The sequence below is a fragment of the Streptomyces sp. NPDC002701 genome, from assembly GCF_042889045.1.
GTDB lineage: Bacteria > Actinomycetota > Actinomycetes > Streptomycetales > Streptomycetaceae > Streptomyces.
Window position 1 is genome coordinate 146,912 of record NZ_JBIAQL010000012.1, and the last position, 19,075, is coordinate 165,986.

At 72.5% G+C, this 19,075-nt stretch carries 15 protein-coding genes and 1 tRNA gene; 9 read left to right on the forward strand and 7 right to left on the reverse strand.

Annotation, left to right across the window (positions count from 1 at the left end; translation table 11 throughout):
* Positions 1 to 46: 46 nt before the first annotated feature.
* From ACFYXC_RS27935 to ACFYXC_RS27945, 3 genes are all read right to left on the reverse strand, one after another.
* A complete protein-coding gene (locus ACFYXC_RS27935; protein WP_388913847.1) occupies positions 47 to 1,420 on the reverse strand; it encodes a M1 family metallopeptidase in 1,374 nt (457 codons plus the stop codon).
* A gap of 91 nt (positions 1,421 to 1,511) precedes the next feature.
* Positions 1,512 to 5,387 carry a Pls/PosA family non-ribosomal peptide synthetase gene (locus ACFYXC_RS27940; RefSeq protein ID WP_389554582.1) on the reverse strand — a complete coding sequence of 1,292 codons (3,876 nt, stop codon included), beginning with the start codon at positions 5,385 to 5,387 and terminating at the stop codon, positions 1,512 to 1,514.
* Between the two features lie 357 nt (positions 5,388 to 5,744).
* Positions 5,745 to 5,832, reverse strand: a tRNA-Leu gene (locus ACFYXC_RS27945).
* Positions 5,833 to 6,018: 186 nt separating this feature from the next.
* Here ACFYXC_RS27945 and ACFYXC_RS27950 point away from each other — a divergent pair.
* From ACFYXC_RS27950 to ACFYXC_RS27960, 3 genes are all read left to right on the forward strand, one after another.
* Positions 6,019 to 7,344, forward strand: coding sequence for a M20/M25/M40 family metallo-hydrolase (locus ACFYXC_RS27950; RefSeq protein ID WP_388913841.1), 1,326 nt, complete (start codon positions 6,019 to 6,021; stop codon positions 7,342 to 7,344).
* A 156-nt stretch (positions 7,345 to 7,500) separates the two neighbouring features.
* A complete protein-coding gene (gene chpH, locus ACFYXC_RS27955; RefSeq protein ID WP_388913838.1) occupies positions 7,501 to 7,734 on the forward strand; it encodes a chaplin ChpH in 234 nt (77 codons plus the stop codon).
* A 180-nt stretch (positions 7,735 to 7,914) separates the two neighbouring features.
* Entirely contained in the window at positions 7,915 to 8,688 is a 774-nt protein-coding gene (locus tag ACFYXC_RS27960; RefSeq protein WP_389554584.1) for a chaplin, read from the forward strand.
* A 146-nt stretch (positions 8,689 to 8,834) separates the two neighbouring features.
* Here the strand turns inward: ACFYXC_RS27960 and ACFYXC_RS27965 are convergent, their stop codons facing one another.
* Complete coding sequence (locus tag ACFYXC_RS27965; RefSeq protein WP_005319466.1) at positions 8,835 to 9,023, reverse strand: DUF5703 family protein; 189 nt, start codon at positions 9,021 to 9,023, stop codon at positions 8,835 to 8,837.
* Between the two features lie 47 nt (positions 9,024 to 9,070).
* Between ACFYXC_RS27965 and ACFYXC_RS27970 the strand changes: the two genes are divergently transcribed.
* Complete coding sequence (locus ACFYXC_RS27970; protein WP_389554585.1) at positions 9,071 to 9,769, forward strand: hypothetical protein; 699 nt, start codon at positions 9,071 to 9,073, stop codon at positions 9,767 to 9,769.
* Positions 9,770 to 10,031: 262 nt separating this feature from the next.
* Here the strand turns inward: ACFYXC_RS27970 and ACFYXC_RS27975 are convergent, their stop codons facing one another.
* Both ACFYXC_RS27975 and ACFYXC_RS27980 read right to left on the reverse strand, forming a co-directional pair.
* Positions 10,032 to 12,392: a helix-hairpin-helix domain-containing protein gene (locus ACFYXC_RS27975; protein ID WP_389554586.1), complete on the reverse strand. Its 2,361-nt coding sequence runs from the start codon at positions 12,390 to 12,392 to the stop codon at positions 10,032 to 10,034.
* A complete protein-coding gene (locus ACFYXC_RS27980; protein ID WP_389554588.1) occupies positions 12,389 to 13,372 on the reverse strand; it encodes an aldo/keto reductase in 984 nt (327 codons plus the stop codon). Before ACFYXC_RS27980 ends, ACFYXC_RS27975 begins: the two co-directional genes overlap by 4 nt.
* A gap of 150 nt (positions 13,373 to 13,522) precedes the next feature.
* Here ACFYXC_RS27980 and ACFYXC_RS27985 point away from each other — a divergent pair, with 150 nt between their 5' ends.
* Both ACFYXC_RS27985 and ACFYXC_RS27990 read left to right on the forward strand, forming a co-directional pair.
* Positions 13,523 to 14,578 carry an LLM class F420-dependent oxidoreductase gene (locus tag ACFYXC_RS27985; RefSeq protein WP_389554590.1) on the forward strand — a complete coding sequence of 352 codons (1,056 nt, stop codon included), beginning with the start codon at positions 13,523 to 13,525 and terminating at the stop codon, positions 14,576 to 14,578.
* A 289-nt stretch (positions 14,579 to 14,867) separates the two neighbouring features.
* Entirely contained in the window at positions 14,868 to 15,656 is a 789-nt protein-coding gene (locus ACFYXC_RS27990; protein ID WP_389554591.1) for a ferritin-like domain-containing protein, read from the forward strand.
* A 106-nt stretch (positions 15,657 to 15,762) separates the two neighbouring features.
* Here the strand turns inward: ACFYXC_RS27990 and corA are convergent, their stop codons facing one another.
* Positions 15,763 to 16,761: a magnesium/cobalt transporter CorA gene (corA, locus tag ACFYXC_RS27995; RefSeq protein WP_388913819.1), complete on the reverse strand. Its 999-nt coding sequence runs from the start codon at positions 16,759 to 16,761 to the stop codon at positions 15,763 to 15,765.
* A 62-nt stretch (positions 16,762 to 16,823) separates the two neighbouring features.
* Between corA and ACFYXC_RS28000 the strand changes: the two genes are divergently transcribed.
* From ACFYXC_RS28000 to ACFYXC_RS28010, 3 genes are all read left to right on the forward strand, one after another.
* On the forward strand, positions 16,824 to 17,510 hold the full coding sequence (locus ACFYXC_RS28000; protein ID WP_388913816.1) for a histidine phosphatase family protein: 687 nt from the start codon (positions 16,824 to 16,826) through the stop codon (positions 17,508 to 17,510).
* A gap of 103 nt (positions 17,511 to 17,613) precedes the next feature.
* Positions 17,614 to 18,204, forward strand: a complete 591-nt coding sequence (locus ACFYXC_RS28005) for a DUF3090 domain-containing protein (RefSeq protein ID WP_388913813.1) — start codon at positions 17,614 to 17,616, stop codon at positions 18,202 to 18,204.
* Positions 18,168 to 19,055 (forward strand): SCO1664 family protein, encoded by an 888-nt coding sequence (locus ACFYXC_RS28010; protein ID WP_389554592.1) that lies wholly within the window; start codon positions 18,168 to 18,170, stop codon positions 19,053 to 19,055. Before ACFYXC_RS28005 ends, ACFYXC_RS28010 begins: the two co-directional genes overlap by 37 nt.
* Positions 19,056 to 19,075: the final 20 nt, after the last annotated feature.

The following is a 19,075-nucleotide window of genomic DNA, read 5'->3' on the forward strand; positions in this document are numbered from 1 at the left end:
AAGCCACGGCCGGGCGGCACCCGACCACAAGGCGCCACCCCCACCCCTACACCCCGCGGGGCGGATACGGCGGCGGCGCCGGAATCCCCACCCCCACCCCCGGCGACGGCAACGGCGGCAACGCCGTCTCCTCCACCCACGCACCGAACAACGCATCCAACGGCTCCACCGCATACCGCGCCACATGCGACGTGAACGCCGAGGTGGTCACCGACCCACCCCGATGCACCGCGGCCCACCCCCGCAGCATCCGGAAGAACGCCTCGTCCCCCAGCGCACACCGCACCGCGTGCACCACCAGCCCGCCCCGCTCGTACAGCCGGTCGTCGAACATCAGCTTGCGCCCCGGATCGGCCAGCCGAAGATCCTGCGGCTTCCCGGCCAGCCCCCGGTGGGCCACCCCCGCGAGAGCCTGCGCCGAGGGCCCACCCGACCGCTCCGACCACAACCACTCCGCGTACTTCGCGAAGCCCTCGTTCAGCCAGATGTGCCGCCAGTCGGCGATGCTCACACTGTTCCCGAACCACTGGTGCGCCAGCTCGTGCGCCACCAGCCGCTCCCACCCCCGCGCCCCGTCCACATGGTTGGCACCGAACAGCGAGAGCCCCTGCGCCTCCACGGGGACGTCCAGCTCCTCCTCGGTGACGACCACCGCGTACTCACCGAACGGATACGGCCCGAACAGCTCCTCGAACAGCGTCATCATCGCCGGCTGCCGCGCGAAGTCCCGCGAGAACTCCGTGAGCAGCCGCGCCGGAATGTGCCCGGTCTGCGGCACCCCGCCCAGCCCCGGGTCGCCGAGCAGCACGGTCTGGTACTTGCCGATGGACAGCCCGACCAGATAGCTGGAGGTCGGCGCCGACTGCTCGTACACCCAGGTCGTCGTGGACGCCTTCGGCGTGCGGGTCAGCAGCCGCCCGCCCGCCACCACGGAGTACGCCGACGGCGTGGTGACGGCGATCTGGTACGAGGCTTTGTCGGCGGGCCGGTCGTTGCACGGGTACCAGGACGGCGCGCCCACCGGCTGGCTCGCCACCAGCGCCCCGTCCTCCAGTTCCTCCCAGCCGATCCCGCCCCACGGGCTGCGCACCGGCTCGGGGTTGCCCGACCACTGCACCTCCACGGTGAACGCGGCCCCGGCCCGGACCGGCTTCGCCGGGCGGATCCGCAGCCGGCCGCCCCGGTGCGTGTAGTGCGTGGTACGCCCGTCGACCCGGACCCGGCCGACCCGGAAGTCGGCGAGGTTCAGCTGGAACTCGGCGAGCGGCGACCGGCCCGCTATGGCGTTCAGGCGCGCGGTGCCGGACAGCCGGTTGGGACCCGGACGGTAGTCCAGGGCGAGTTCGTACCGGTGCACCCGGTAACGGGGATCACCGTTCCCCGGGAAGTACGGATCCGCTCCCACTGTCTGCTGAACCACTGAAGTGTCTGCTCCCCTGCGCTGTGCTCGTACGGCGGCCGGTGCGCCGACCGCTGCCCGGTCCGCCCGCGCGCCGCCGTACGGGGCCGCGTCAGGGACGCCACGCCTCGATCGGGTTGCCCAGCCAGCGGGTGTCGTCGGGAACGGATTCCGCCGCCATGACGAGGGACGCGGGTCCCAGTGTGCTGCGCGCCCCGACGGTGCTGCCGGGCAGAACGATTCCGCCCGGGCCCAGGGTGGCGCCCTCACGGAGGACCACAGTATCCGTCCGCAAGATCCGGTCGTGGAAGAGGTGGGTCTGCAGCACACAGCCACGGTTGACCGTCACCGCGTCCTCCAGTGTCACCAGATCCGTCTCGGGGAGCCAGTAGCTCTCCACCCACACACCCTTGCCGATCCGGGCGCCCAGACCGCGCAGCCACAGGCTCATCACCGGCGTACCCGGCACGTTCCCGGCCAGCCACGGTACGGCGACCACCTCGACGAACGTGTCGGCCAGCTCGTTGCGCCACACGAAACCGCTCCACAGCGGGTGCTCACCGGCCCGGTGACGCCCCACGAGCAGCCACTTCGCGACCACGGACAGCACTCCGGCGGCCGCTCCCGCACCCAGCAGCACCACTCCGGCGAGCGCCCAGGCCCACACGCCCAGCGCGCTCAGCGCCGCCACCGACAGCACGGCGAGCGCCGCCGAGCAGAAGACCGGCACGATCCGGCACAGCTCGACGAGAGCGCGCGCGACCAGCAGCCGCGCGGGCGGCTCGTACGTACGGCTCTGGTCGCCGCCCTGCGTCGAACGCGGCAGCCTGACCGGCGGCAGCCCCAGGTACGAGCTGCCCTTCTTCGCCTTCTTCGGCGTCGCGGACAGCACCCCGACCAGGCCGCCGTCCGGCACCGAACGGCCCGGCGCGGTCATCCCGGAGTTCCCGAGGAAGGCCCGGCGCCCGATCTCCGCCCGGCCGATCCGCATCCAGCCGCCCCCGAGCTCGTACGGCGCGGTCAGCGTGTCGTCGGCCAGGAACGCGCCCTCGCCGACCGTCGTCAGGCTCGGCAGCGCCAGCACCGTCGACACCTCGGCGCCCCGCCCGATCCGCATGCCGAGCAGCCGCAGCCACACCGGCGTGACCAGCCCGGCGTAGAGCGGGAACAGCGTCTCGCGCGAGCGGTCCATCAGCTGCGTGACCGTCCACGCCTGCCAGCCGATCCTGCTGTGCGTCGGATGCGTACCCGGCCGCAGCCCGAGGCTCAGCAGCCGCACCGCGACCAGCAGGAGCAGCGCGTACGCGAGACCGAAGGCGAGGGTCGCCGGCACCAGGGCCACGGCCGCGCCCCGCAGCGCCGCACCCAGCCCGGCGTCCGGCGCGACGAAGACGCTCGCCACGAGCAGCGCGGCGAGCCCCGCGACCAGCGGCAGCACCGTCAGCGCGAACCCGGACGCCCCGTACATGGCACGCCAGCGGGCCCCCTTGCGGGGCCGCTCCTTGGGCCAGTCCCGCTTGGCCTTGCCGAGCTTGGCCGCGGGCGCGCCGGCCCACCGCTGACCGGTCGGGACGTGCCCGGAGACGGCCGAACCGGGGACCACTTCCGCCCGCTTGCCCACGCGGACACCGGGGAACAGGATGCTCCGGGTGCCGACCACGGCGTGCGCGCCCACCTTGACCGGGCCGATCTCCAGCCGGTCGCCGTCCAGCCAGTGCCCCGACAGGTCCACCTCGGACTCCACGGCGGCACCCCGGCCCAGCTTCAGCATGCCGGTCACGGGCGGCAGCGAGTGCAGGTCGACGTCGGGGCCGACCTTGGCGCCGAGCGCCCGCGCGTACCGCTCCAGCCAGGAGCCGGTCAGCGAGGTCGCCCCGCTGAACTCGGCCAGCCGCTCCGCCGTCCACAGCCGCAGGTGCACACTCCCGCCCCGCGCATAGCGCCCGGGCCGTACGTCGCGCAGCAGCAGCCGTGCGCCACCGGCGCCGATCGCGAGCCGCCCGGGCGGACTGAAGAGCAGGACGGCCAGGGGCCCGACCAGCCACCAGGAGGCGGTCGGCGCCCACGGGTACGCCCCGAACCAGTGCAGCGCGTTGCCGAGCGCGGCCAGCGCCACCGACCAGCGCAGACCGAGCAGCGCGAACAGCGGGAGCAGGACGAGCAGTTGCACCACCTTGGCCCGCGTCGGGACCGGCGCGACGACCCGCTCGGCGCCGTCGCCCTGCGCGGACCTCTCCAGGTGACGGGCGAGCTTGCGCAGCACCGGCTGCTGGTAGATGTCGAGCACGGCGGCGCTCGGGTAGCGGGTGCGCAGCCTGGTGGTCAGCTGGGCGGCGGCGAGACTGCCGCCGCCGATCGCGAAGAAGTCGTCCCGGGCGGAGCCCACCGGGATGCCGAGCACCTCGCTCCACTGCTCGGCGAGCCACGCCTCGGTCCCGTAGAGCTGCTCGGCGGCGCCGGCGATCTCCAGGTTCTCCAGCGGCCAGGGCAGCGCGTTCCGGTCGACCTTGCCGGACGTACGGGTCGGCAGGTCGGACACGGGCGCGAGCAGCGGCACCAGGGCCGCGGGCAGCTCCGCCCGCAGCTTCTCCACGGCCGTCGCCTGGTCCCAGTCGTCCTGGACCACCACGTAACCGACGAGCAGCTGGTTCCCGCCGCGCGCGGTCCGCACGGCGGCCGCGGCGCCCGCGACGCCGGGCAGCGCCTGCAGCGCGGTGTCCACCTCGCCCAGCTCGATCCGGCGTCCGCCGAGCTTGATCTGCTCGTCGGCCCGCCCGAGGAAGACCAGCCCCTGCGGCTCCGCCCTGACCAGGTCGCCGCTGCGGTACGCGCGCTCCCAGCCCAGCGACTCCAGTGGGGCGTACTTCTCGGCGTCCTTCTCCGCGTCGAGGTAGCGGGCGAGCCCGACCCCGCCGATCACGAGCTGGCCGCTGCCGCCCATCGCCACGGGCTCGCCGGCCTCGTCGACGACGGCCAGCTCCCAGCCGTCCAGCGGCAGCCCGATCCGCACGGGCTCCTCGCCGGTCATCAGCGAGGCGCAGGCCACGACGGTGGCCTCGGTGGGCCCGTAGGTGTTCCACACCTCGCGCCCCTCGGTGACCAGGCGCTGCACCAGCTCGGGCGGACACGCCTCGCCGCCGAAGATCAGCAGCCGCACCTCGTTGAGTGCCTCCGGCTCCCACAGGGCGGCCAGCGTCGGCACGGTGGAGACGACGGTGATCTCCTGCTCGACCAGCCAGGGCCCGAGGTCGGCGCCGCTGCGCACCTGGGAGCGCGGTACGGGCACCAGGCAGGCCCCGTACCGCCAGGCCAGCCACATCTCCTCGCAGGAGGCGTCGAAGGCCACGGACAGACCGGCCATGACGCGGTCACCGGGCCCGACGGGGTCCTCGGTGAGGAAGAGACGGGCCTCGGCGTCCACGAAGGCGGCGGCGTTGCGATGCGTGACGGCCACACCCTTGGGCCTGCCGGTCGAACCGGAGGTGAAGATGATCCACGCGTCGTGTTCGGTCCCGGGGCGCGCGGCGGGCGTCTCGCCGCGCCCCCGCACGGTCAGCTCGTGCCCGGCCCCGACGACGGCGCGGACGTCCGCCTCGCCGAAGACCAGCTCGGCCCGCTCGTCCGGGTCCTCGGCGTCCACCGGGACGTAGGCGGCGCCCGCGGCCAGCACGGCGAGGACGGCGACGTACAGCTCGTTGGTGCCCGACGGCACGCGTACGCCGACGCGGTCGCCGAGTCCGACCCCGGCGGCAGCGAGCCGCTGCCGCAACGCCTCGACCTCCACGGCGAGGGCACGGTAGGTCAGGGCCCGGCGGCCGTCGTCCAGCGCGGGCTCGTCGGGATACTCCCGCACGGAGGCGTCGAGGATGTCGACGAGCGTGCGCGGGGAAGGTGCGGAGGATGCGGAGAAACGTGCCCGGTCGCCGAACTCGGCCCGCACTTCGTCGTCGGACAGCTGGAACGCGGGGCCGTGCTGGAGGGCTGCCATCGTGTCCTCACATGTCGTTTCCCGGTTCACCCGGGGGAGCCGGCGGGCCGCAGGTACGCCTGGGGATATTCCGGTCAGCTCCGAACAAGCGTGGAATTTTAGTACGACGCTAGCCCCGGACGCGCGTCCCAGCCATGCGGGAGGGCCGGCCGGCACCCTTCGGAGGGCTGCCCGCGCCCTTCTGACGTGGAGGTATGTCACCCTGACGAGATCTACCCCACATATGGCGGAAACACGGAGACGAACGCCGTCCGGGCGCCGACGGAGACGGACAGCGCCCGCCGCCGGGTGTCCCGAAAACAGCAGAGTGTCCCGAAAACAGAAAGACCCCGGACGGACCGGGGTCTTCACTGATGCTGGTGTCCGAGGGGGGACTTGAACCCCCACGCCCGATAAAGGGCACTAGCACCTCAAGCTAGCGCGTCTGCCATTCCGCCACCCGGACAAGGTGTCTGTCGCGCGGGGTTCCCCTCGCGGCGACGAAGGAAACATTACCAGGCTTTCCCGACCCCCCGATCACCGGCCGTCGCGGCGTGAACGGCGCGTGACGGGCGTGGTCCGGCCTTGGGCGGGGAGGACCGGAGAGAGAGGATGAGAGGGACCACCAGCAGTGACAGTGGGAGGAAGCAGCGTGAGCGAGCAGGACACGACCAGGGACATCAAGGGTGAGGACGAGGTCGTCGACCTCTGCCGCGAGCTGATCCGGATCGACACGAGCAACTACGGCGACCACTCGGGGCCGGGCGAGCGCAAGGCCGCCGAGTACGTCGCGGAGAAGCTCGCCGAGGTGGGTCTCGAACCGCAGATCTTCGAGTCGCACCAGGGCCGCGCCTCCACGGTGGTCAGGATCGAGGGGGAGGACCGCTCGCGGCCCGGACTGCTCATCCACGGCCACACCGACGTCGTACCGGCGAACGCGCAGGACTGGACGCATCACCCGTTCTCCGGCGAGATCGCCGACGGCTGTGTGTGGGGCCGCGGCGCGGTCGACATGAAGGACATGGACGCGATGACCCTCGCGGTCGTACGCGACCGGGTGCGCAGCGGCCGCAAGCCCCCGCGGGACCTCGTGCTGGCCTTCCTGGCCGACGAGGAGGCGGGCGGCACGTTCGGCGCCAAGCACCTCGTCACGAAGCACCCCGACCTCTTCGAAGGGGTGACGGAGGCGATCGGCGAGGTCGGCGGCTTCTCCTTCACGGTCAACGAGGAGCTGCGGCTGTACCTCGTGGAGACCGCCCAGAAGGGCATGCACTGGATGAAGCTGACCGTGGACGGCACCGCCGGGCACGGCTCGATGATCCACAAGGACAACGCGATCACCGAGCTGTCCGAGGCGGTCGGGCGGCTCGGCCGGCACAAGTTCCCCGTCCGCGTGACGAAGACGCTGCGGCACTTCCTGGACGAGCTCGGCGACGCCCTCGGCACCGAGCTGGACCCGGAGGACATGGACGCGACGCTGGCCAGGCTCGGCGGTATCGCCAAGCTCATCGGAGCCTCGCTGCAGAACACCGCCAACCCGACCCAGCTGGGCGCGGGCTACAAGGTGAACGTGATCCCCGGCCAGGCCACCGCGCACGTCGACGCCCGCTACCTGCCGGGTTACGAGGAGGAGTTCCTCGCCGACCTGGACCGGATCCTCGGCCCGAACGTGCGGCGCGAGGACGTGCACGCGGACAAGGCCCTGGAGACGACCTTCGACGGGGCCCTGGTGGACGCCATGCAGACCGCGCTGGTCGCCGAGGACCCGATCGCCCGCGCCGTCCCGTACATGCTCTCGGCCGGCACCGACGCCAAGTCCTTCGACGACCTGGGCATCCGCTGCTTCGGCTTCGCCCCGCTGAAGCTGCCGCCGGAGCTGGACTTCGCCGGGATGTTCCACGGTGTCGACGAGCGGGTTCCGGTGGACGCCCTGAAGTTCGGTGTGCGGGTGCTCGACCGTTTCATCGAGGCGTCCTGAATTAACCCGCTGAAACGACACTCCAATAATCGTCAGCACGTACGGAGCCGACTGAGAAGAGTGAATGCGCTCATAAGCTCGTAGCCCTATTACTCCGTCCTCGTTACTGGTGATGTGATCCGCGGCTGGGATCACCTTTGCCAACTAGGAGGAATAATGATCAAGAAGATCGTCGCCGTTGCGGCTGCCACGGGTGGCCTCGTTCTCGCCGGTGCGGGTCTCGCCGCCGCCGACTCCGGTGCCCAGGGTGCTGCCGCGCACTCTCCCGGTGTGCTCTCGGGCAACGTCGTCCAGGCGCCCATCCACGTACCGGTGAACGTCTGCGGCAACACGATCTCCGTGATCGGGCTGCTGAACCCCGCCTTCGGCAACACCTGCGTCAACGCCTGACGTTGTGCTCACCTCATGAGGGCCTTACCCCATGAAGGCTTGAAGTCATGAGGGTCTGCGTCTGCGGCCCCGGAGTGCGCGCCATGCGCTCCGGGGCCGCCGACATTCCGTATTCCGCGCACGCGCGTCTCGCGCGTGCGCATTCCTGAAGCAACAGGGCTCACAAGGCAGGGAAAAGCTATGCGACAGGTCACCCGCAAAGGTCTGATGACGGTGGCGGCGGCGACCGGTGTCCTCGCGGCCACCGGCGGTTACGCGCACGCCGACTCGGGGGCGCACGGCACCGCTTCGGGCTCCCCGGGCGTACTCTCCGGGAACTCGGTGCAGGTGCCCGTGCACGCCCCGGTCACCGTCTGCGGCAACACGGTGAACGTGGTCGGGGTGCTCAACCCGGCGGTCGGCAACAAGTGCGCCGACAAGGGCGGCGGTTCCGGCCACCACGGACCGGGCGGCGGGTCGCAGGCCGGGGGGCACACGAACGACTCGCCCGGCGTGGGCTCCGGCAACCATGTGCAGATCCCGGTGGACGTACCGGTGAACGTCTGCGGCAACAGCGTCTCCGTCGCCGGCGTCGGGAACACGGCCACGGGCGACGCCTGCGGACACTCCGGCGGCGGACACGGCGGGACGCCGCCCGGTCACGGCGGCCCGCACGCTCCGGGCAAGCCGGGGCAGCCGGGTGGCCCGGGCGATCCCGGTGAGCACGGCCAGTCCGGACGGCCGGGCGATTCAGGCAAGCCCGGTGGCCCCGACGGTGCCGGTGGATCCGGTGACGGAGACACCCGCGGCACGTACGCGAACGGCCCGGGCACCCGTGCCGCCGGCCAGGCCGACGGCACCGCGCACCTCGCACAGACCGGCAGCGACGTGCCGCTCGGTCTCGCACTGCCGATGGGCGCCGGCGCGCTGCTGGCGGGTGCCGTGCTCTACCGCAAGGCCCGCGCTTCGGCGTGACAGTCGGGTGATAACAGCCCGAACCGGGCCATTGCGGGACAAGTGTCCCTCCCGGTACGGGACATAAGCCCTCAGCAGGCCGAACGGTGCGGGCCACGCGCGCGGGCCCGCACCCTCGGGGGCCCGCTCGTTTCAGCCGTCCCGCGTCACCACGTGGCACGCACCTGGCGGATGATCCGCCGCCGCAGCCGCACCCTGCGGCTGCCGTCCCGGTGCAGGCTGAGGCGGTCCAACTCCCAGTGTCCGTACTCCGCATGGTCCGTCAGCAGTCGTGTCGCCTCCTTGCGGGAGACCCCGCGTGGCACATACACGTCGACAAATTCGTATTCCGGCATCGCATCTATTGTGCGTGCGGAGGCCGTGTACGGATAGCGTCTGCACTATGTCTGATGCTGCGCAGCCCACCGCTGCCGAGGTACGCGCCGCCGCCGAGGCGGTCAAGACCGCGCTCGACCGCCACCTGGCGGCGGTCGAGCGCAGGTCGGGTGAGGACGACCCGGCCGTCTACGAGGCGTTCAACGAGCTGGCGGCGGCCGCCGAGGAGTACGACGAACTCCTCTACGACCGCTACGACGAGGTCACCCCCTTCGAGATCCCCGGCTCCGAGGACGCCCTGCCGCCGTACACCGGTCCGGAGGAGCCCAACGCGCTGAGCGTGCTGATCCGCCGGGACTACTCGGTGGTGGAGCCGCAGCGGCTGCTGGCGCAGGCCCAGCGGGTCGAGGCCGTCGAGGAGGCCGGGGTGGTGACGGCGGGCTTCGACGCGGCGTCCGGGACCGTGCACGGTGCGCTCGGTGTCCTCTTCGGTGAGTTCGAGCCCGACGAGATCGCCTCCCGGCACAAGGAGTTCGGTCTGGAGGAGGGCGACTCCACGCTGTGGGTGACCGCCTCGGACGAACCGGCGGAGGCGGGGGAGTGGCTGGAGGCCCCGTTCGACCAGGCCGACACCCACCAGGTGGTGTGCCGCTTCGACGTCAGCGCGGTCTTCGACGACGACGCGGACGACGACATCGACCCGGACCTCACGGACCCCCTGGAAGAAGACGAAGCCCTACAACCCCACCAGGCCCCCCGCCCCTGACCCCACCCCGCGCCCCACCAGGGGCGCGGGTTCGGGGGCGCGGCCCTGCAAGGGGCGCGGGGAACGGCGCGCTCAACCCCCACCAAGCGGCACCCGCCAATCAACCACAAACGGCCCTGGGGGGCGCGGGTTCGGGGGCGCGGCCCCGCAAGGGGCGCGGGGAACGGCGCGCCAAACCCCCACCGAGCCGCACCCGCCAATCAACCACAAGCGGCCCCCCGAGCGGCGCTCTCCCAGGGCAGGGGCCGCGTAAACGGCACCCTCAACCCGCCGCCGCCGGAACCTGCGTCGTCACCAGGCCGGCGAGCCTGGTGGTCCGTGGCTTGGCCACAACCTCCCCCACCGCCCGAGGCAACGCCTGCTCCACACCGTGCACCACGGACAGATGCTGCTCGGCCCGCCCGAAAGCGGTGTAGACCCAGGGCCGCGACAGCACCGGCGCGGCATCGCCAGGCAGCACCACGACCGCGGCGGGCCAACGGACACCGACGGCCTGGTGGGCGGTGACCGCCCACCCGTGCCGCACGGTCGACTCCACCCGCTCCTTCGGCACCACGACCGCCACGCCCGCGCACTCCAGATGCAGCCCGGCGGCGTCGGCCTTCACCACCCGCCCCGGCACGGAACGCCCCGGCGCGGGGGTGTACGCGATCCGGTCACCCGGGTCGAAACCGCCGAAGCGGCCGGGCCCCGGGTTCAACCGTTCCTTCAGCGCCGCGTTCAGCACCCGCGTGCCCGCCGCCCCACCGTGCCCCGGAGTGATCACCTGGGTCTGCTCGGCCGGGATGCCGATCGCGCGCGGCACCGAGTCGGCGACCAGCTGCACGGTGCGGTGGACCGCCTCCCCGGCGTCCCGCACCGGGATGATCACCACTTCCTTGCCGGGCGCCTCGACCTGGTTCAGCTCGCCGATGCCGATGCCCGAGACCAGTTCGCCCACGGGACCCGGATCCGGGGTCCGCGAGGCGACCTGCGGGCACACCCGCGCGGCGAGCAGATCCGCGAAGACCCGCCCGGGCCCCGCCGACCACAGCACCCCGGGGTCCCCGCTCAGCACCAGCCGGGCACCGTCGGGCAGCGACTCGGCGAGCATCGCCGCGTTCTCGACGTCGAGCTGCGGCGCGTCGAGCACGACCAGCAGGTCGGTGCGGAGCATGCCGTCCGCGTCCCGCCCCGGCCCCTCCCCGCCGGCCAGCAGACCGGCGACGGTGACCACGGTCTCGTCGGCCCGGCCGCCGTCGTCCGGCCCGCGGCCCTGATCCCCGGACACCGACGCGGGCGCCGACGACGGGGCCACGGCAGGGGCCGCGCCCTGCGCCGCCCGTGCGGGGCCGAGCAGCTCGGCGAACCGGCGGCGGCCGTCCGGATGGTGGGCGGCGGCGCACACCCGCAGCCCGAGGGAACGCGCGGCGGCCACCAGGGCCGCACACTCGGCGCGGGACGCCTCACCGCCGGTGTGCAGCACGAGGCCGTGTCCCGCGACCGCCCGGATCAGCTCGGCGGCCGAGCCGGTGGCGGCCGGCTCCCAGGCCGCGGCGGCGCCGTCCTCCTTGGGCAGGGAGTTCATCACCCGGGCGAGCCCGTCGGCGAGGCTCTCCTCGGCGAGTGCGTACCGCTCGAGACCGATGAGGACGCGCACCGGACGTACGTCGTCGTCCTCGGCATCCTCCCCGCTGTCGTCCGCGTCCTCCTCCGACCGCCGGGGCGCCGGCGGCACGCCGGGCTCGTCCAGCGCGTCCTGGAAGACCAGCGCGTCACCCTCGGCCAGGGCGCTCTGCACGGCGGCGTCGGGATCGGGCACCGAGCGCTGGGCGAGCGCGGCGTGCAGCGCCGGGGCCTCCAGGGCGGTGTGGCCCGCCAGCGCGGCCTGTTCGAGAAGCCAGACCGTGACGGCGCGGCCCCGCCGCTCGTCGTCCGGCCCGGCCTCCGCGCCGAGGAGGGCCCGGGCGAACCCGTCGGCCTGCTCGGGCCGCACTCCCGCCACCCGCAGCAGCTGCCACGGGTCCGCACGCAGCTGCCCGTCCGCTCCCTCGCCGAGCGTGGCGGCGGTCTGCGGCGCCAGCGTCTCCGGGGCGCCGCCCCGGACGAGCACCGCGCGGACCGCGTCGACGGACTCGGCGGCCATCGCCACCGGGGCGCCGGAGGCGGCGGGCACGGGCTGCGGGCGCCGCACCGGCTCCGGCGCGACCCTGCGCGGTGTGGGCTCCGGGTCGCTGAAGACGCTCGCGGGCGCCTTCTCCCCGCTCTCCACCGCCCGGACGGCCGCGAGCAGATCGGCGGCCTTCCCGCTCAGGCCCGTCCCCGCCCGGACGGGTCCTTCCTTCTCCGCCTTCCGCCGCTCGATCCGCTCCCGGAGCTCCCGCTGCGCGGCCAGCTCGGCCTCGGCCTCCGACAACTGGGCCGCGCCGCCGGCGGCGCCCTCGCCGCCGCCCCCGGTGGTGCCCTCGGCGGAGCCGTCGCCCGCGTCCCCCTCGCGCTCGCCGTCGCCCTCACCCTGGTCCGGCGTGGCGGACGCGCGGGCCTCGGAGTCCGGCAGGGCCCCCGCGCCGGGACCTTCGGACTCGGGACCGGCGCTCGGCGTCCCCGGCTCGGCTTCCTCCGCGGCGGACGGCTCCGTGGTCACAGCGTGCTCCAGTCGTGATCGGGATAGTGGTGCACCGGCGCCGACACGTCGTCGAGCGCCAGGCAGATCTCGTCAGGAAGACTAAGGGTCTCCACTGACAACGCGGCCGTGAGCTGCAGCGCGTTGCGCGCGCCGATGATGGGGGCGGCCACCCCTGGCCGGTCCCGGACCCACGCCAGCGCCACCTGCAGCGGGGTCACCGCGAGGCCGTCCGCCGCCGTCGACACCGCGTCCACGATGCGGCTGGCCGCGTCGTCCAGGTACGGCGCGACGAACGGCGCCAGGTGTTCGGAGGCGCCCCGCGAGTCGGCGGGCGTCCCGTGCCGGTACTTGCCCGTGAGGACGCCCCGGCCCAGCGGGGAGGACGGCAGCAGGCCGATGCCGAGGTCCAGCGCCGCCGGGAGCACCTCGCGCTCGACACCGCGCTGCAGCAGGGAGTACTCCATCTGCGTACTGGCCAGTCGCGTGCGTATGCCGGGAGCCGCGAGCTGCCAGGTCGCCGCCTTGGCGAGCTGCCAGCCGCAGAAGTTGGAGACCCCCGCATAGCGCGCCCGGCCGCTGCTGACAGCGATGTCGAGCGCCTGCAGTGTCTCCTCCAACGGGGCCTCGGGGTCGAAGGCGTGGATCTGCCACAGGTCCACGTACTCCGTGCCCAGCCGTGCCAGCGAGGCGTCGAGCGCGGACAGCAGGTGTCCCCGCGAGCCGTCGAACCGCCGGTCCGGGTCGGGCACGCTGCCCGCCTTGGTGGAGATCACCAGATCCCGGCGCGGCACCAGGCCCTCCATGAGCTGTCCGAGCAGATACTCGGCCTCCCCGTCCCCGTACACGTCGGCCGTGTCGACGAGCGTGCCGCCCGCCTCCCAGAACGACTTCAACAGGTCCGCGGCGTCGTGCTCGTCGGTGTCCCTGCCCCAGGTGAGGGTGCCGAGCCCGATGCGGGACACGCGCAGGCCGGTACGGCCGAGATGCCTCTGCTCCATGGGGGCTGAGATTACTGGCCACAAGTCGACGTGTGGGGCCCTGTGGACAACCCGGATCACATGATCCGCAACGCTCTCCCTGCCGCTCGGCCCGGTGGCGCGCTAGGGTGCCCGACAAGGGACGTTACTGATCAGTAAGGGGAATCGGCCATGCAGCTCGGGATCAACCTCGGCTACTGGGGTGCCGGAATGGACGCGGACAACCTCGCCGTGGCCAAGGAGGCCGACCGCCTCGGATACGCGGTCTGCTGGGCCGCCGAAGCCTACGGCTCGGACGCCGCCACCGTGCTGACCTGGGTCGCCGCCCAGACCGAGCGCATCGACGTCGGTTCGGCCATCTTCCAGATCCCGGCCCGCCAGCCCGCGATGACCGCGATGACCGCCGCCACCCTGGACTCGCTCTCCGGCGGCCGCTTCCGCCTCGGCCTCGGCGTCTCGGGACCGCAGGTCTCCGAGGGCTGGTACGGCGTCAAGTTCGACAAGCCGCTGGCCCGCACCCGCGAGTACGTCGAGATCGTACGCAAGGCGATGACCCGCGAGCGCCTGTCGTACGAGGGCAGGCACTGGACCCTGCCGCTGCCGGACGGCCCCGGCAAGCCGATCAAGCTGACCGTGCACCCGGAGCGCGAGCACATCCCGCTCTACATCGCCGCGATCGGCCCGAAGAACCTGGAGCAGACCGGCGAGATCGCCGACGGCGCCCTGCTGATCTTCCCGTCCGCCGAGCACCTGGAGGACACCGCGATCAAGCACCTGCGCGCGGGCCGCGAGAAGACCGGCCTCACCATGGACGGCTTCGACGTCTGTCCGACGGTGCCGCTCGCGCTCGGCGCTGACCAGGACGTACCGGCGCTCGCCGACATGTTCCGCCCCTACACCGCTCTCTACGTGGGCGGCATGGGCAGCCGCAAGCAGAACTTCTACAACCAGCTCGCCCAGCGCATGGGCTACGAGAAGGAGGCCGCCGAGATCCAGGACAAGTACCTGGCCCGCGACAAGGAGGGCGCGGCGGCCGCCGTCCCGCACCAGCTCATCGACCAGACCACACTGCTCGGTTCCGTGGAGCGCATCGCCGACCGGATGGCGGCCTACGCGGCCGCCGGCGTCACCACGCTCACGCTGGCCCCGGCGGGCCTCACCCTGGACGACCGCCTCGCCTCGCTGCGGGCCGGCACCGACGCCCTGGAGCGGGCGGGACTCGCGTAGCGACGGGACCGGGAGGGGCGCGACCGCCCGGGATCCGGAGCGGCGCGGTCGCGCGGAACCGGGACGGAGAAGTTCTACGGCCGTGGTGGGGGCTCGGGGGTCTTCCCCGCCACGGCCGTCAGGGAGAACAACGCGCCACGGCCCGCTCGGTTACGCGCCTGTCATTGCCTGCCCGTCCTCCGTTCGGCGGATTTGTCCGACACAGATGTTGCCGCACCCCTGGCTGCCCATTTGACTCGTTCTTTGCGGAGTCCCGCACGGAGGTGGGAGCCGCGTGGAGGTGGCAGACATGCTTTCGGCCAGGAGTCTCTTCCAGGAGATCATCGACAACGACGAGTCGTTCCGGCTCTTCTGCTCCATCGCCGCCAGCGGTGAGACACAGGGAGGCTGGGAGAACGCGCGCATCGCGGCGCTCGTCCCGGAGAGCGAGCGCGCGCTCGCACCCAAGATCACCCGGCACGGCGCGGACGAGGACAAGCACGGGCGGATCTTCAACGCCCTGATGAAGAAGCGGGGCCTGACACCCGTCGAGATCCCGCCAGGCACCGACTACACGCTGCTCCTGGAACAGAACGGCATCGGCCTCGCGCACGACAAGCTCAAGCGCGACGAGCCGCTCACCGTCCAGGACATCGTCACCTACCTGTCCCACAGCAGGGTCACCGAGCAGCGCGCCGCGGACCAGATGATCATGCTCCGCAAGGACTTCGGTGACCACCCGGAGATCGGCAACGCCGTGCGGATGATCTCCGACGACGAGGACAACCACCTCGCGTACTGCCACGAGGAACTGCTGCGCTACGCCGAGGAGGGCCACGGGCGGGCCATCCAGCGGACCCTGCGCGACTGCGCGCTCGCCGAGATCGGCGTCTACCGGGACGTCAGCCTCGCCGTCATGGCCCACATGGGGCGCATCCTCGGCTGGTCCAGGCCCAAGGCGGCGCTGCTCGCCACCGGCATCCGCGCCATGTACGCGTACGAGCGGCTGGTCGGCTGGCGGCGGATGGTCTCGCTGACGATGCCGGAGCGGCGCGACGCCCTGGGCGGACCGGCGACGGCGGCACCCGGCTTCGCCTGACCGTGCGCCACGCGCGTGTGCCGTTCGGGAGCGCCACGCGCGTATGCCGCCATCGAAGGCGGCACGCGCGCGTGGTGCCCCGGAAGCCGGTCGCGGCCGGCCGCGGTCACAGCCAGCCGCGCTGCTTGAAGAGCCGGAACAGCAGGATCTCCAGGACCACCATCAGCGCGATGACCGCCGGATAGGCCCAGACCCAGCGCAGCTCCGGCATGTGTTCGAAGTTCATTCCGTAGATGCCCGCGATCATCGTGGGGACCGCGGCCATGGCCGCCCACGACGAGATCTTCCGCATGTCGTCGTTCTGCCGCACACTCATCTGCGCCAGGTGCGCCGACAGGACGTCCGAGACCAGCCGGTCCAGAGCCTCCACGGACTCGTTGACGCGGGTCAGATGGTCGTTGACGTCCCGGAAGAACGGCTGCGCCCGGTCGTCGACGAAGGGCACCGCGGGACCGGCGGCACCCGAGCCCGCGAGGCGGCTCACCGGCGGGGACAGCGGTCCGGTGGCCCGGCGGAACTCCAGGATCTGCCGCTTGAAGGTGTAGATGCGGGACGCGATGTTCCGGGACCCGCCGCCGTCCGGCGAGAACACCTCCGCCTCCAGCTCCTCCAGGTCGGTCTGCAGCTCGGTCGCCACCTCCAGATAGTGGTCGACGGTGGCGTCGGCGATCGAGTAGAGCACCGACGTCGGGCCGAGACGCAGCATCTCCGGGTCCTTCTCCAGCCGGGCGCGCAGCGACTTCAGCGGCGAACCCTCACCGTGACGCACGGTCACCACGAAGGAGTCGCCCAAGAAGATCATGAGCTCGCCCGTCGACACGGTGTCGCTGTCCGGCTCGTACGTCACCGGCTTGAGGACCGCGAACAGCGAGTCGTCGTACACCTCCAGCTTGGGCCGCTGATGCGCCTTGAGCGCGTCCTCGACGGCCAGGGGGTGCAGCCCGAACTCCGCGGTGACGAGATCGAACTCCCGCTCCGTCGGCTCGTGCAGCCCGATCCACACGAACGCGTCCCCGGAGGAACGTGCGGAGTCCAGCGCGTCGGAGAGGTCCTCCGGCCCCTCCGTCCGGTGCCCGTCCCGGTAGATGGCACAGTCCACGATCACAGAGCGTATTCTCCTGTCACTCGTTCTTCGGCGCACGTGCCCGCACGCCTACGCTGGGCCGCATGCCCACCCTGATCCTCGTCCGGCACGGACGTTCCACCGCCAACACCGCGGGACTGCTCGCCGGGTGGACCCCCGGCGTCGCCCTCGACGAGCGCGGTGCCGCGCAGGCCGCCGCGCTGCCGGGGCGCCTCGCGCAGCTGCCGCTCTCCGAGATCGTCAGCAGCCCCCTCCAGCGCTGCCAGGAGACGATCCGGCCGCTCCTCGACGCCCGTCCCGGACTGCGCGCCCACTCCGACGACCGCATCGGGGAGTGCCACTACGGGGACTGGTCCGGGCGCAAGCTCGCCGAGCTGGCGGACGAGCCGCTGATGGAGGTCGTCCAGTCGCACCCCTCCGCCGCCGCGTTCCCGGGCGGTGAGTCGATGCGCGCCATGCAGACCCGGGCCGCCGAAGCGGTACGGGAGTGGAACGCGCGCGTGGAGCGCGACCACGGCGGCGACGCCGTGTACCTCATGTGCTCGCACGGAGACATCATCAAGTCCCTCGTCGCGGACGCACTCGGTCTTCATCTGGACCTCTTTCAGCGGATCTCTGTAGAACCGTGTTCCATCACCGCGATCCGTTACACACGACTGCGGCCCTTTCTCGTGCGTCTCGGGGACACCGGTGATCTCACCTCCCTCGCGCCGCGCGAGGAACGGTCCGGCAGCGACGCGGCGGTCGGGGGCGGTGCGGGCGCACCGTGATCGTCGGCCGCAGTAGGGTGAAGCGGTCGGAGCAGGGCAGCAGTTGTCAGCAGCCGCCACAAGTGACGGCAGAAGCAGTCGATCGATCCAATGGAGACAGGACGTGTCCCGTCAGGTGTTCCTCTACGACCCGCCGGACCGTTTCGTGGCCGGTACGGTCGGGCTGCCAGGGCGCCGCACCTTCTTCCTGCAGGCCACCTCCGGCCCGCGGGTGACCAGCGTGGCCCTGGAGAAGACGCAGGTAGCGGCGCTCGCCGAACGCATGGACGAGCTTCTCGACGAGGTCGTACGGCGTACCGGGGGCAGCGCCCCCGTTCCCGCGGTGGTCCCGGCGGAGGTCTCCGACTCCGCCCCGCTCGACACGCCCGTGGAGGAGGAGTTCCGCGTCGGCACCATGGCCCTCGCCTGGGACGGTGACGAGCAGCGCATGATCGTCGAGGCGCAGGCGCTCGTGGAACTGGACGCCGACTCCGAGGAGGACCTCGCCGCCGCCGAGGAGGAGCTCCTCCAGGACGAGGAGAACGGCCCGCCGATGCTGCGGGTCCGCCTCACCGGCGCACAGGCCCGCGCCTTCGCCAAACGTGCTCTCGACGTCGTCAACGCCGGCCGGCCACCCTGCCCGCTGTGCAGTCTCCCGCTAGACCCGGAAGGACACGTATGTCCGCGCCAGAACGGATACCGCCGCGAGGCGTGACCACGGCCGAACTGCTCGCCGAGGGCGAGCTGACGGTGCGCGGCCGCATCCGTGAGGCATCGAACGCGGTGCTGTTCTGCGACGTGTCCCACCAGGGCCGCGCGGCGTCCTGCGTCTACAAGCCGGTGGTCGGCGAGCGGCCGCTGTGGGACTTCCCCGACGGGACCCTCGCCCAGCGCGAGGTCGCCGCGTACGAGGTCTCCGAGGCGATGGGCTGGGGGCTGGTGCCCACGACCGTGCTGCGCGACGGGCCGTACGGCGAGGGCATGTGCCAGCTGTGGATCGAGCCGCCGGACGGCCGGGGCGACGCCGGGACCGGCGACCCGGAGGCGGCCGACGCTGGTACGGGCGACGGGGAGGCGGGCGACGGCGGTGCCGGGCTGCTCGCGCTCGTCGACGCCGAGGAGCCGGGCGAGGGCTGGAAGGCCGTCGGCCTCGCCGAGGTCGGCGAGGGACGCACGGCGCTGCTCGTGCACGCCGACGACGACCGGCTGCGCCGCCTCGCCGTCCTCGACGCGGTGATCAACAACGCCGACCGCAAGGGCGGACACCTGCTGCCCGCCGCCGGAGGACGGCTGTACGGGATCGACCACGGGGTCACCTTCAACACCGAGAACAAGCTGCGCACGCTGCTGTGGGGCTGGGCGGGGGAGAAGCTCACCCCCGAGGCGGTGGACGCCCTGGAGCGGCTCAGGGACGCCCTGGGAGGGGCGCTGGGCGTGCGTCTGGGGGAACTGATCACCGAGGCGGAACTGGACGCCACGCGCGCGCGTGTGGCCGCTCTGCTCGCCTCCGGACGGCACCCGGAACCCTCGGGGGAGTGGCCCGCGATCCCGTGGCCGCCCGTGTAGCCGCACCGCACAGGTCGAGG

Excerpts from the sequence above, each read along its gene's own strand:
- ACFYXC_RS27940 (WP_389554582.1), bottom strand. The coding sequence starts at position 5,387 with ATGGCAGCCCTCCAGCACGGCCCCGCGTTCCAGCTGTCCGACGACGAA.
- chpH (WP_388913838.1), top strand. The coding sequence starts at position 7,501 with ATGATCAAGAAGATCGTCGCCGTTGCGGCTGCCACGGGTGGCCTCGTT.
- ACFYXC_RS27960 (WP_389554584.1), top strand. The coding sequence starts at position 7,915 with ATGCGACAGGTCACCCGCAAAGGTCTGATGACGGTGGCGGCGGCGACC.
- ACFYXC_RS27965 (WP_005319466.1), bottom strand. The coding sequence starts at position 9,023 with ATGCCGGAATACGAATTTGTCGACGTGTATGTGCCACGCGGGGTCTCC.
- ACFYXC_RS27970 (WP_389554585.1), top strand. The coding sequence starts at position 9,071 with ATGTCTGATGCTGCGCAGCCCACCGCTGCCGAGGTACGCGCCGCCGCC.
- ACFYXC_RS27980 (WP_389554588.1), bottom strand. The coding sequence starts at position 13,372 with ATGGAGCAGAGGCATCTCGGCCGTACCGGCCTGCGCGTGTCCCGCATC.
- ACFYXC_RS27985 (WP_389554590.1), top strand. The coding sequence starts at position 13,523 with ATGCAGCTCGGGATCAACCTCGGCTACTGGGGTGCCGGAATGGACGCG.
- ACFYXC_RS27990 (WP_389554591.1), top strand. The coding sequence starts at position 14,868 with ATGCTTTCGGCCAGGAGTCTCTTCCAGGAGATCATCGACAACGACGAG.
- ACFYXC_RS28000 (WP_388913816.1), top strand. The coding sequence starts at position 16,824 with ATGCCCACCCTGATCCTCGTCCGGCACGGACGTTCCACCGCCAACACC.
- ACFYXC_RS28010 (WP_389554592.1), top strand. The coding sequence starts at position 18,168 with ATGTCCGCGCCAGAACGGATACCGCCGCGAGGCGTGACCACGGCCGAA.